The organism is Parabacteroides sp. PM6-13 (genome assembly GCF_029892605.1).
GTDB lineage: Bacteria > Bacteroidota > Bacteroidia > Bacteroidales > Tannerellaceae > QVMG01.
This window is the reverse complement of sequence record NZ_JARXWF010000004.1, coordinates 171,455-184,319: the sequence shown is the minus strand read 5'-3', so window position 1 is coordinate 184,319 and position 12,865 is coordinate 171,455. Positions and strand designations below refer to the sequence as shown.

The 12,865-nt window shown below is 50.1% G+C and carries 9 protein-coding genes; 6 read left to right on the top strand and 3 right to left on the bottom strand.

Annotated elements, in window-relative coordinates; all coding sequences use genetic code 11:
• The first annotated feature begins 82 nt into the window (after positions 1 to 82).
• Together M2134_RS05705 and folB are read left to right on the top strand one after the other, a co-directional pair.
• Positions 83 to 2,770, top strand: coding sequence for a 4-alpha-glucanotransferase (locus tag M2134_RS05705; protein WP_280751000.1), 2,688 nt, complete (start codon positions 83 to 85; stop codon positions 2,768 to 2,770).
• A 15-nt stretch (positions 2,771 to 2,785) separates the two neighbouring features.
• Positions 2,786 to 3,151, top strand: coding sequence for a dihydroneopterin aldolase (folB, locus tag M2134_RS05700; protein WP_280750999.1), 366 nt, complete (start codon positions 2,786 to 2,788; stop codon positions 3,149 to 3,151).
• Here the strand turns inward: folB and M2134_RS05695 are convergent.
• From M2134_RS05695 to pheS, 3 genes are read right to left on the bottom strand one after another with little or no spacing between them, the layout of a single operon-like run.
• The gene (locus M2134_RS05695) at positions 3,123 to 3,989 is read right to left on the bottom strand and encodes a hypothetical protein (RefSeq protein WP_280750998.1); all 867 of its coding nucleotides are present in this window, start codon (positions 3,987 to 3,989) and stop codon (positions 3,123 to 3,125) included. The genes folB and M2134_RS05695 overlap by 29 nt on opposite strands.
• Positions 3,986 to 4,624, bottom strand: coding sequence for an endonuclease III (nth, locus tag M2134_RS05690; protein ID WP_280750997.1), 639 nt, complete (start codon positions 4,622 to 4,624; stop codon positions 3,986 to 3,988). Before nth ends, M2134_RS05695 begins: the two co-directional genes overlap by 4 nt.
• A gap of 12 nt (positions 4,625 to 4,636) precedes the next feature.
• A complete protein-coding gene (gene pheS, locus M2134_RS05685) occupies positions 4,637 to 5,656 on the bottom strand; it encodes a phenylalanine--tRNA ligase subunit alpha (protein WP_280750996.1) in 1,020 nt (339 codons plus the stop codon).
• Positions 5,657 to 6,043: 387 nt separating this feature from the next.
• Here pheS and M2134_RS05680 point away from each other — a divergent pair, with 387 nt between their 5' ends.
• From M2134_RS05680 to M2134_RS05665, 4 genes are all read left to right on the top strand, one after another.
• The gene (locus M2134_RS05680) at positions 6,044 to 9,139 is read left to right on the top strand and encodes a glycoside hydrolase family 2 TIM barrel-domain containing protein (RefSeq protein WP_280750995.1); all 3,096 of its coding nucleotides are present in this window, start codon (positions 6,044 to 6,046) and stop codon (positions 9,137 to 9,139) included.
• 89 nt (positions 9,140 to 9,228) lie between these two features.
• Entirely contained in the window at positions 9,229 to 11,016 is a 1,788-nt protein-coding gene (locus M2134_RS05675) for an aminopeptidase P family protein (RefSeq protein ID WP_280750994.1), read from the top strand.
• A gap of 98 nt (positions 11,017 to 11,114) precedes the next feature.
• Entirely contained in the window at positions 11,115 to 11,639 is a 525-nt protein-coding gene (locus M2134_RS05670; RefSeq protein ID WP_280750993.1) for a gamma carbonic anhydrase family protein, read from the top strand.
• Positions 11,640 to 11,676: 37 nt separating this feature from the next.
• Positions 11,677 to 12,858 (top strand): serine hydrolase, encoded by a 1,182-nt coding sequence (locus M2134_RS05665; protein ID WP_280750992.1) that lies wholly within the window; start codon positions 11,677 to 11,679, stop codon positions 12,856 to 12,858.
• Positions 12,859 to 12,865: the final 7 nt, after the last annotated feature.

Here is a 12,865-nt window from a genome sequence, read left to right as displayed (position 1 = left end):
ATGGATGAATACTTACGTTTTCACTCTTTTTCTTTTGTGTATATTTGTACTTTCGATGTCACACACACTAAAACACAGTGCCATGAAGATAACCTTTCAGATAAATTTCCACACGGTCTGGGGGCAGAAGATATGTATAGTCGGTTCCATTCCTCAATTGGGTACCTGGCAATCCGCGTTAGCCAAAGAGATGTATTATGTAGGCGATGGTAACTGGCGCTTGCAGCTCGATGTGCCTTCGGATGTGAAAACCATAGAATACCGCTATTGCCTTTGCGTCAACGACAAACAGATCTTCGAAGAATGGGAGAAGAATCACCGGATAGAGCTGGATGACTCCTCCAAAGAATATACCTTGTTTGATTACTGGCAGACAAAGCCGCTTGATCTGGCCTTTTATACCTCGGCTTTTACCCAAAGTCTTTTCGCGCATCCCTGCAACACCTACGAACAGATTGTGCGGAGCGGAAAGCAGCTTATCCTAAAAGTATCCGCCCCGAAGGTGGAGAAACACCAGAGCGTGGCTGTCGTTGGAAATCAACCGTCGCTGGGTGACTGGGATCCCCAAAAGGCGATGCGCCTTAGTTGCGACACCTTCCCGGAGTGGGAGGTGCATCTGGATGCGGCGCGGATCACCTACCCGCTGGAATATAAGTTTATCCTTTGGGACAATGATATACAACAACCGGTATACTGGGAGACGGGCGAGAACCGCTCCTTGGATCTGCCTGCGCAGAAAAAGGGTGAGACCTTTGTGGTCTCCGGCCTTCACTTCCGCGATGAATTGCCTCTCTGGCGCTGCGCCGGAACGGTGATCCCCGTTTTCTCGCTCCGTTCCGAAGGTAGCTTCGGGGTAGGCGACCTGGGCGATTTGCACAAACTGGTCGATTGGGTGAAACTAACTCATCAGCGCTTCATCCAGGTATTGCCGATGAACGATACGACCACGACGCATACTTGGCGCGATTCCTATCCCTATAGCGCCATCTCTGTCTTTGCCCTGCATCCGATGTATATATGTCTATCTTGGGTGGGAGAGCTGAAAGACCCTGCCAGGGTGGCCTATTACGAGGCGATCCGGAAGGAATTAAACGAAAATGCGACTGTCGATTACGAACAGGTCAACCAATATAAAATCGCCTGGTGCCGGGAATATGTCGAACAGGAGGGCCATGCCTTTTTGGACGATCCGGCTTTCCGCAGCTTCCTGGCTGAGAACGAAAGCTGGCTGGTGCCGTATGCGGCGTACAGCTACCTGCGTGATCAGTATAAAACCTCCGATTTCAACGATTGGGGAAAGGATGCTGTCTACAATAAAGCACGTATTCGCCGCCTGACTTCACCCGAGAGCGAAGCCTGGCCGGAGATCTCTTTTTCCTATTTCCTACAATACCTATTACATATCCAATTCAAATCGGTATCGGACCATGCGCATAAGAATGGCGTAGTCCTGAAGGGTGACCTGCCTATCGGGGTGAGCCGCACCAGTATCGAGGCATGGACCGATCCGCAATACTTCAATATGGATGGTCAGGCCGGCGCTCCGCCCGACGATTTCTCTACGATCGGGCAGAACTGGGGCTTCCCGACCTACAACTGGGAGGTGATGGAGCGCGATCATTATGCCTGGTGGAAGAAGCGTTTTCAGAAGTTAGGCGACTATTTCGATTGCTTCCGCATCGATCATATCCTGGGATTCTTCCGTATTTGGGAGATTCCTTTGGATCATATACAGGGGTTGTGTGGTCATTTCAGTCCGGCTTTGCCGCTGACCAAAGAGGATATCGAGCATTATGGGCTCTGGTTTGACGAGCAACGTTATACCACTCCTTACATCCACCGCAAGCACCTGGAACTCTTGTTCGACGATTGGGCAGATGAAGTGGAAAGCACCTATCTGGCGCAGGTGGATGCCGATTATCTGACGCTGAAGCCCTATTGCGATACACAGCGTAAGATCAAAGAATTGTTCCGCGATAAGTTCGACGTGGCCTCTATGCGTATCCGGGAAGGCTTGTACACCATCGCAACCGAAGTGCTCTTCCTGCGTGATCCCCGGGAGACCCATAAATTCCATCCCCGCATATCGGCTTCGAGCTCCTTTGCCTACCAGGAATTGAGCGGATCCGACCGGTACGCGTTCGATCAACTATACTGGGATTTCTTCTATCACCGCCATAATGGCTTCTGGAAGGTGCATGCGATGAACCGTTTGGCTCCGCTTGTCTCTTCGACCGATATGCTGGTGTGCGGCGAAGACCTGGGCATGATTCCTCAATCGGTACCGGAAGTGATGAACCGTCTGCAGATATTCAGTCTGGAGATCGAGCGAATGCCCAAAACGCCTCACCGCGAATTTGCCGATCTGCAGAATCTGCCTTACCATTCCGTATGCACCACCTCCACGCACGACATGACTCCGATCCGTAACTGGTGGAAAGAGGATCGTGGAAAGATACAGCGTTACTTCAATCAGGTATTGACACGTGGCGGAGAAGCTCCTGAAGAGTGTTCTTCCGAGCTGGCGACCCAGATCGTATCCAACCATCTGGCTACTCCTTCCATGCTGACCATTATCCCGATTCAGGATTGGTTTGCCATGGACGACACGGTGAAGAACCCCGATATCCAGTCGGAGCGCATCAATGTGCCGGCCGATCCGCATAACTATTGGCGCTACCGCATGCATCTCACCCTGGAGCAGCTGATGGAAGCCGATTCATTCAACGAAAAGATCATCTCCCTGATTGCCGGATCGGGCAGACGATAAAAATGCGTATTCCTTATGACAACACAGATACGACTCGATAAGATGAAGTTCTACGCCTACCACGGCGTTATGGAACAGGAGCGCAACGTAGGCAACCACTTCACGGTAGATTTGACCATTACAGCGCCACTTGAGGCGGCTACCCGGACGGATGCCCTGGAAGATACGATCAATTACGCGGAGGTGTTTGCTGTGGTGAAACGCGAAATGGATATCCCTTCCCGCCTATTGGAGCATGTCGGTGGTCGGATCCTCGCCTCCCTGAAAGCCTCTTTCCCGCAAATCACGGCTTTAGAGGTCAAGGTATCCAAGATGTCGCCCCCTTTTGGTGGTGATGTGGAGAGTGCTGCCGTTATTCTTCGGGAGACCTATAAGGCGTGAAGCATCCGGTGTAATACAGGAAACGCTCGTCTTCCGTATATTGCGATTCCAATGCCAGCGAAGGGAAAAGCCTTTCCAGGCGATAAGAGAGGGAGTCGGTGACCGAATAGAATAAGGAATCGGTGACCGACTCTTTCGGTATAGGCAGGTAAACGCACCTCTTTTTCTCGCTGGCAAAGAGATCGACCGTCATCCATTCCCGGGGCATTTGCCAGATAAGCGAATCATTTTCACTGATTCTCAAATCAATCTTCTCCGGCGACAGGAGGATGTTTATCGGCACATTTTCGTCTATACGCCGCCCTTCCAGGAGAGATGCTTTTGGTGCGGTCAGGTTTCCTGCCACCTCTTCCAATAATCTCCGGCTATGACTGGCCACCAGAATCCCTTCCTGTACAAAATAACCAAAATAGCTGTTCTCCCTATCCGGATAATAGGTGTAGGTAATATCCCCTTTCCGCTGCTTCAACAGATAGGCGCCATACTGCGGGTGCAGGATTGTTTTTTCTATCTCCCCTTTGTTTTTCCGGTCTGTTTTGGCATATAGAACAAGGCCGTCCGCATGAAAAGAGAGTAGGCAGGGCTGGGCTTTGGCAGCCAGCGAGAGGTAGATCTCCGGAATTGAGGCAATAAAAACCTGCAATGGATCCGAATGCCAGGGGGTACGCAGGCGGTTTATCGCCACAATCTGCTCCGGCGCTTCAGCGACCAATGTATACAGATCGGTCGCTTCCGCTTTCTTCTTCAAACGGATCGAGTCGTAGACATACCAGAACGACCAGACCGCCACACTGATAATCACCAGTGACAATACAATCTCTTTCCAATAACGTTTCATTTCTGCCCGAGGAAGTGGTTGCACCAGGGTTGTAAACCGCAGCTCTCGCATTTTGGTTTGCGAGCCAGGCAGACATACCGGCCATGCAATATAAGCCAGTGGTGGGCGATGGTCAGTAGTTCGGTAGGTATATTTTTGACCAGTTCTTTTTCTGTTTCCAGCGGTGTCTTGCTATTTTTTGTCAGGCCGATGCGGTTAGCCACCCGAAACACATGCGTATCGACCGGCATAGCCGGGATATCATAAACCACAGCCGCAATCACATTGGCGGTCTTGCGGCCTACACCGGGCAGTTTCTGCAATTCGTCCACATCGGAAGGCACCACGCCGCCAAATTCTTCCAACAGCATTTTCGCCATCCCGACCAAGTGTTTCGCTTTGTTGTTGGGGTAAGATACGCTACGGATATATTCATACACAGCCTCAGGCGTTGCCACCGCCATGACCTCCGGAGTGGGATAGGCTTCAAACAGGGCGGGGGTAATCATATTGACCCGCTTGTCGGTGCATTGTGCCGACAGGATCACGGCAACAAGCAGTTGGAACGGGTCGTCATAATGCAATTCGGTCTCGGCAATAGGCATATTCCTATTGAACCAGTCGATAACGCCTTTATAACGTTCCGATTTGCGCATAATGAATTTGTTTTAGTGAGCCGATTCGAACTGTTTCAGGAAACGGATGTCGTTTTCCGAGAACATGCGCAGGTCTTTCACCTGGTATTTCAGATTGGTCATGCGTTCGATACCCATGCCTAAGGCATATCCGGAATAGATTTTGCTATCGATACCACAATTATCCAATACATTGGGATCCACCATGCCGCAACCGAGAATCTCTACCCAGCCTGTGTGTTTGCAGAACGGGCAACCCTTTCCACCACAGATGTTACAAGAGATATCCATTTCGGCAGAAGGCTCGGTGAATGGGAAATAGGAGGGACGCAGGCGTATCTGTGTGTCGGTTCCGAACATCTCGCGGGCAAAAAACAGGAGCGCCTGTTTGAGGTCGGCAAACGATACGTCTTTATCAATATACAAGGCTTCCACTTGGTGGAAGAAACAATGCGCGCGGTAAGAAATAGCCTCATTGCGGTAAACACGTCCCGGGCAGATAATGCGGATAGGCGGCTGTTGCTGTTCCATCACGCGGGTCTGCACCGATGAGGTGTGCGTGCGCAGCAACACATCCGGATGATGTCCGATAAAGAAGGTGTCCTGCATATCACGTGCCGGATGATCTTCGGCAAAGTTGAGCGAAGTAAACACATGCCAGTCGTCTTCAATCTCCGGTCCTTCGGCAATGGTAAAGCCTAAGGTGGCGAAAATATCGCATACCTCCTTTTTAACAATCGAAAGGGGGTGGCGTGTTCCGGCCTCGATCGGATAAGCCGTGCGTGTCAGGTCGATATCATCGTGAGAAGTCTGGTTGTTGGAAAAGCCCTCTTTCAATTCGTTTAAACGGTTTTGCAGAGCCTCTTTCAGCGCATTCAATTGTTGGCCCACTTCCCGTTTCTGTTCCGCCGGAACGGTTCTGAATTCATCCATCAACGAGGAAATAGCGCCTTTTTTGCTTGCATATTTAATGCGCAATACTTCCAATTCCTCAGCGGTTGTCGCTTTAATTTTCTCTACCTCCTGACGGAGCGCATTGATTTTATCGAGCATGATTAAGTCTGTTTCTATTTGAGGCGCAAAGTTAGCCCTTTCTTTTTAGAGTACAATCGAAAGGCTCATTTTTTTATCCTGTTACGAGTCACTGTGGCATAGCCCTCCCGGAATTTTATAGCCGAAGCGCATCGGCAAAACTGTCGAAGCGCTTCAGCAAAATTGTCGAAGCGCATGGGCAGGCTTGCCGATGCGCTTCGGCTATAAAAAACTCCTTAAGGAATCTCTGCTTCCGGGGCAGTCTCCGACGTCGAAGGCGTAATAAATACCCTACTAATTCAATGTGTTTGTTTTGTGTGAGATACCTTTGTCTTATTCTTTGTATTCTCCTTGTCTCTATTATCTTTGCGGAGTAATATAATCTTACGAGTAAACCACATTCAAATCATGAAAAGCAAACTAATTACTCTCTTGCTTCTGGGGACTGTTTATGTCAATGCCCAGCTTGTGCCCGATTGGGAAAATCCCCAGGTGATAGGCATCAACAAAGAACGATATCATGCGACCCTCACCTTGCCATCCCGGAAGGCGGCCTGCAGTGAGATCATCTCACTCAATGGCAACTGGCGGTTCCGCTGGTCGCCCGATCCCGATAGCCGTCCGATCGATTTCTATAAAAATGAGTACGATACCAGCGGTTGGGATCTGATTGCCGTGCCCGGTTCGTGGCAATTGCAGGGGTATGGCAAACCCATTTATACCAACATTCCTTATCCTTTCCAGAAAGACGAACCGCGAGTGACCAGCGAACCGCCTGCGCATTATTATAGCTACGAAAACAGAAATCCCATCGGCTCGTATGTGACCACCTTCGAGGTCGCGCCCCAGATGAAAGACAAACGCTTGTTTCTTCACTTCGAGGGGGTAAAGTCAGCTATGTATATTTGGGTGAATGGCGAGAAGGTAGGCTATAGCCAGAACTCCATGTCGCCTGCCGAATTCGATGTGACCAACTATGTGAAGCCAGGAACAAACCGCCTGGCAGTAGAGGTCTACCGGTGGTCGGACGGGAGTTATCTCGAAGACCAGGATATGTGGCGGCTAAGCGGGATATTCCGACCGGTGGAACTGTGGGTACGCCCTGAGACGCACATCCGGGATTATGCGCTGGCGACCGATCTTTCGGACGATATGACCTCGGCTACGTTCCGCACAAAAGTATGGGTGAGAAACCTACATCGCAAGAAGGCGAAAGACCTGCAGGTTATTGTCCATATCACCGGTGAGGATGCTGATGGAGCAATATTCCATTCAACCAAGATCCATGATCTGAAAACAGTTCAGCCCCTTGCCGAAGTGCAGGTAGAACTATCTGATCTGTTGGAAAATCCCCGTCTGTGGTCAGCCGAAAAGCCCTATCTTTATCAGGTGAACATCACGCTTCGTAATAAAAAAGAGATACTCGAATCCTTCGACTACCACTGGGGCGTCCGTAAAATTGAAATTATAGGCGATATATTCAAAGTCAACGACAAACCCATTAAATTGAAAGGGGTGAATCGTCACGACTACCACCCCCGAATGGGATTCTATGTGGATCCGGAGACGATGGAAAAGGATATTCAACTAATGAAGCAGGCCAATATCAATATGATACGCACATCACATTATCCGCATCTGCCTTTGTTGTACGAACTATGTGACAGGTATGGCCTCTACGTTATGGACGAAGCCAACCACGAAAGCCATGCCTACGGATTGGGAAGTAAGACATTGGGCGATAATCCACGCTGGACGCTGGCTCATGTAGACCGGGCGGTGTCGATGTTGGAAAGGGATAAAAACCATCCGAGCATTATTTTCTGGTCACTCGGCAACGAAGGCGGAAGCGGCCTAAACCTGCAAGCGATGGCTGACACGGTTCGGGCGTTAGACCCCACTCGCCCGGTCTACAACGATACAGACCGGTCGGTGTCGGATGTCTATGATGAGGGCTACTTAAGTACTGAAGCCTTGAAAACCTTGGGTGAACGTATCACCGACCGTCCTGTGTTTCTGCGCGAATATGCCTACGCTATGGGCAACTCTATCGGCAATTTCAAAGAATACCTTGATGTGATCGAGGGTGATCCGAGCATCATCGGTGCAGCTATCTGGTGTTGGGTGGATCAGGGGATTCCTAAGAGACTGGATGGGTCACCGCTACGTTATCCCGAAAATCCTTCGTCGTTAAAGCTGATGCCCGGCGAGTTCTGGGCGTACGGCGGAGACTTCGGCGACCATCCGAACGATGGCCCCACCGGCATTAACGGACTGATATCGCCTGACCGCGTACCCCATCCGCATTACTACGAAGTGCAGAAAGTGTATCAATATATCCGGTTTCAGAAAGAGGGAGAGACGCGTATCAAATTGATCAACAGATATGATTTCACGGCGTTGGATGAGTTCGATTACAGTTATGAGTGGATTTGCGATGGCAAGAAAGTCGGCAGCGGCATTCTCCGCCTGCGTGATGATCTGATAGACGTTCCGGCAAAACCGGATGTCGAAGGCGAATTGTTCTTAAACGTATATGCCACCCTGAAAGAATCCACCCTGTGGGCCAACAAAGGGTTTACTATTGCCAAAGAGCAATTTGCATACAGTCGTTTCGAGACACCCAAACTAACAAACGAAGGAGGGAAGGCTGTCTATAAAGAGACGCCCGATGCTATTGACATTACGGCCGGAAGCGCGTTGTTCCGCATCGAAAAGGCTTCCGGTGCCCTGACCGCTTGGCAGGTGAATGGAGCCGAACTCTTGCAAGCCCCATTGGAACCCTATTTCTGGAAGCCCGCCAATGATGTCCAGAAGCGCAATAACTATAACAAACGCCTGGGTGCCTGGAAAGAGGCGGGTGAGAAGCGCATAGTCAACGCCTGCCGGGTCACTGCGAAAGAGGGCTTGGTTATCGTCGATCTCGACCTCTCTTTGCCGACCATCGGGGCCGCTTATCAGCTGCGTTATACCGTGAACGGCGTTGGACGCATACAAGTGGAGGCTTCTTACCAGCCGGAGAAAGAAGAGATTCCCCTGATGCCCAAATTCGGTATGCGGATGCGTCTCGCTTCAGACATGGACGAGGTGGAATGGTATGGGCGCGGCGAGTTCGAGAACTATCCCGACCGCAAAACGGCTGCCCTGTTGGGTCTCTATCGATTGCCGTTAGACAGTTTTATCACCCACTATATCGTTCCGCAGGATAATGCCAATCGAAGCGATGTGCGTTGGTTCTCGCTCAGCAACGATAACGGTCGGAAGATAAAAATCACCGGACTACAACCTCTCTGCTTCCGCGCTTGGCCTTATGGCGAGGAGGATGTGGAGGTGGCAGAACATACGCATGAACTGCCCCATCGCGATTTTATCAACCTAAACATCGACCTGACGATTCATGGGGTAGGGGGCGATGATGGCTGGGGAGCCCGCACCATGGAGAAGTACACGATCGATGGCAACAAAGCGTATGCATATGGATTTATGATGGAGTGCCTTCCGTAATGGGACTCGGGATATATTTATTCAACGATGATTGGTAAAATCGGTTGATTGGCGTTATCTTTGTGGATAAAACAAAAAACGAAAATGCCATGTTGAAAAGTATTCCTGAACGTATCGAAGCCCTTCGTCGGGCGATGAAAGAGAAGAAGGTGGATGCCTATATCATTCCCAGTTCGGATCCACATCTGAGTGAATATCCTGCCGATTGTTGGAAGGCGCGTGTTTGGATATCAGGTTTTACCGGATCGGCCGGAACGATTGTCGTGACAGCCGATAAGGCGGGGCTGTGGACCGACTCCCGTTATTTTCTGCAGGCGGATATTCAACTGGCCGATACAGGAATAGAACTGTATAAAGCCTCGCTTCCGGAAACGCCGACGATTCCTGAATTTCTATTAACAGCCTTGCAAGAGGGGCAAACCGTTGGTTTCGACGGCCAGACCTATGGGGCCTCCGAAGCCTTGAACCTGCAGGCTAAGCTCGCTAAGAAAAATATATCCCTGGAGGCATCCTACGATTTGGTGGGGGATCTCTGGGAAGACCGCCCGGCTATACCGAAGAACCAGATCTTTGAGATGCCGGTGGAATTATCCGGTCAGTCGGTTTCCGATAAATTGAATGTGATCAACGATCAACTGCACCAGCAGGGAGCGGACTGCCTGATTCTGGGCGCTTTGGATGAGATAGCCTGGACCTTTAATATCCGGGGCACAGATGTGACCTATAACCCGGTGGTTGTTTCCTACGGGTTCGTTTCGGAAAAAGAAACTGTTCTTTTTGTCGATCCGCAAAAGGTATCGAAAGAGATTGCCGAGAATCTGCAAAAAGAGGGAGTGATCCTGGCGGATTATTCCCGGATATATACCTATGTATCGCGCTTACCGCATGATTATACGGTGTTTATCGATAAAGCGAGAACCAATTATGCCCTCTATAAAGCGATTCCGGAGGCCTGTCGTATTATCGATGATATCACACCGGCCAACCACATGAAGAGCATCAAGAACGAAACGGAAATCAAAGGATTCCGCAACGCGCTGGTGAAAGATGGTCTTGCCATGACGAAGTTCTATATCTGGCTGGAGAAACAGATGGCCGCCGGAGAAAAGGTAACGGAGTTGAGCGCAGCCGCGAAGCTCTCTTCGTTGCGTGCTGAGCAGCCCCTCTACCTGATGGATAGCTTTGCGGCGATCAGCAGCTATGGCGCGCATGGCGCGATTGTCCACTACACCCCTTCACCCGAAACCGACGCGACGCTGTTGCCCGAAGGATTGTATCTCTTGGACTCAGGTGCGCAATATATGGACGGAACAACCGATATTACCCGTACAATCCCTCTGGGTGAGCCGACCGAACAGATGAAAAAGGATTTTACCCGCACGCTGAAGGGCATGATCGGGATTGCCAAATGTAAGTTTCCCGCCGGCATACGGGGATGTCTGATCGATGTGTTTGCCCGGAAGGCTTTGTGGGATGCCGGGATTCAATACTTGCACGGCACCTGTCACGGTATTGGCCACTGCCTGAATGTGCACGAAGGACCGCAGAGCATCCGTATGGAGGAGAATCCGGTTATATTGAAACCGGGTATGGTGATGAGCGACGAACCGGCGATGTATCGCACCGGTGAGTATGGCATACGCACGGAGAATATGATCCTGGTGCGGGAAGACAGCGAAACGGAATGGGGCAAATTCCTCACCTTCGAAACGCTTACCCTATGTCATATCGACACCCGCCTGGTGATTCCTTCTATGTTGTCGGTACGTGAGCTTGCCTGGCTCAACAAATACCATCAGATGGTGTACGATTTGCTCAGCCCCCAGCTGAACGAAGAAGAGAAAGCGTGGTTAAAAGAAAAAACAAGCGAGATATAGGCTTGCCTATATCTCGAATTATGAATTATGAATTATGAAGGGGAGACTCTTCTTATATTCTTATAATTCATAATTCACAATTCATAATTAAAGAAAAGATGGCTTTACTAAAATCAGTTCGTGGCTTTACGCCCGAGATAGGAGAAGATACTTACCTGGCCGATAATGCGACTATTATCGGCGATGTGGTGATTGGCAAAGGATGCAGCATCTGGTTTGGTGCGATCCTGCGTGGCGATGTGAACTCGATCCGTATTGGCGATGGGGTGAATATCCAGGATGGTTCGGTTTTGCATACCTTGTATGAGAAATCGACGATTGAGATCGGTGATAACGTCTCTATCGGGCACAATGTGACCATTCACGGCGCAACAATATGCGACGGTGCTTTGGTTGGCATGGGGTCGGTGGTATTGGATCATGCTGTGATAGGAGAGGGGGCGATTGTGGCCGCCGGCTCGGTGGTGTTGAGCAATACGATCGTGGAACCGGGTAGCATCTATGCCGGTGTGCCCGCTAAGTTTGTGAAGAAGGTCGATCCCGAACAATCGAAAGAGATCAACCAGAAGATTGCGAAGAATTACCATATGTATTCGTCGTGGTACAAGGAGAATGAAGAATGAGGAATGAAGAATGAAGAATTGGAACGAAGTGTAAGCAATGAAGAAGGTATTTATAATAATAGGGGTGGTAATTGTGTTGGTGGCAGGTTTTTTGGCTTTGCCATCGAATTATTATCTGCGGCAGGCGTTGATTCATCTGCATCCGAAAATCGATCAGTTTCCGATCTTTGACAACCGGGTGGTCGTTGCGGCTGATCCTGTTCCCTGGCCGGTGGCGGAGGGGTATAATCGATTGTCCTTGCCGGAGGATGTGTTGCCTGAGTTTGAAGAGTTGGAGACGGTGGCGTATGTGGTTATTCAGGATGGCAAATTGTTATTTGAAGAATACTGGGATGGTTATTCCGAACGCTCGCATAGCAATTCCTTCTCGATGGCAAAGAGCATTGTTTCGCTGGCTGTTGGATGCGCGATCGATGATGGTTTTATCGAAAGTGTCGATCAGCCGGTGCAGGATTTCTATCCCGAGTTTGCAGAATATAACGGGAAGACACTGACCATTCGTCACCTGTTGACTATGAGTGCCGGGGTCGATTTCCAGGAGGCCTACACCTCGCCCTTTTCGCCTACGACAAAACTCTATTACGGGAATGACCTTCAGAAGGTGACCTTCGATATGAAAATGATCGAAGAGCCGGGAGTCAATTTTGTGTATCAGAGCGGTGTCACTCAGTTGCTCACCTTTATTGTGGAGATGGCGACCGGCGAACCGATCAGCGACTATGTCTCGCGTCGGCTTTGGTCGTTTATGGGAGCAGAGGAGACTGCCGTGTGGAGCCTGGATAAGAAAGATGGCATAGAGAAAGCCTACTGCTGTTTCAATAGCAACGCCCGTGATTTTGCCCGTTTCGGACAGCTCATACTCAACGAAGGACGTTGGGGTAGGTGGCAACTGGTCTCTGCCGAGTATATGAAAGAGGCGACGACGCCCGATCGTTCACTTATCTACAAAGAATATAATACCCCCAACACGGTGTATGGATTCCAGTTCTGGAACCTTGCCTTTGAAGGTATGCGTGTGATCTATATGCGTGGCATATTGGGACAATATGTGTTTGCCATACCCGAGAAGAATGCGGTGATTGTGCGCTTAGGAAAGAAACGGAGTGAAGAGAAAACTGCCCAGCACTATCCGGCGGATATCGATCTGTGGCTGTCGACCGGCATGCGCGTGTTGGATGCCGCAGAGAAATTGACCGAAAGAGCCGATGAGGCAGAATAAAGAAATA

Coding starts and splice junctions, on each gene's coding strand:
- M2134_RS05705 (WP_280751000.1), top strand. CDS start 83: ATGAAGATAACCTTTCAGATAAATTTCCACACGGTCTGGGGGCAGAAG.
- folB (WP_280750999.1), top strand. CDS start 2,786: ATGACAACACAGATACGACTCGATAAGATGAAGTTCTACGCCTACCAC.
- M2134_RS05695 (WP_280750998.1), bottom strand. CDS start 3,989: ATGAAACGTTATTGGAAAGAGATTGTATTGTCACTGGTGATTATCAGT.
- nth (WP_280750997.1), bottom strand. CDS start 4,624: ATGCGCAAATCGGAACGTTATAAAGGCGTTATCGACTGGTTCAATAGG.
- pheS (WP_280750996.1), bottom strand. CDS start 5,656: ATGCTCGATAAAATCAATGCGCTCCGTCAGGAGGTAGAGAAAATTAAA.
- M2134_RS05680 (WP_280750995.1), top strand. CDS start 6,044: ATGAAAAGCAAACTAATTACTCTCTTGCTTCTGGGGACTGTTTATGTC.
- M2134_RS05675 (WP_280750994.1), top strand. CDS start 9,229: ATGTTGAAAAGTATTCCTGAACGTATCGAAGCCCTTCGTCGGGCGATG.
- M2134_RS05670 (WP_280750993.1), top strand. CDS start 11,115: ATGGCTTTACTAAAATCAGTTCGTGGCTTTACGCCCGAGATAGGAGAA.
- M2134_RS05665 (WP_280750992.1), top strand. CDS start 11,677: ATGAAGAAGGTATTTATAATAATAGGGGTGGTAATTGTGTTGGTGGCA.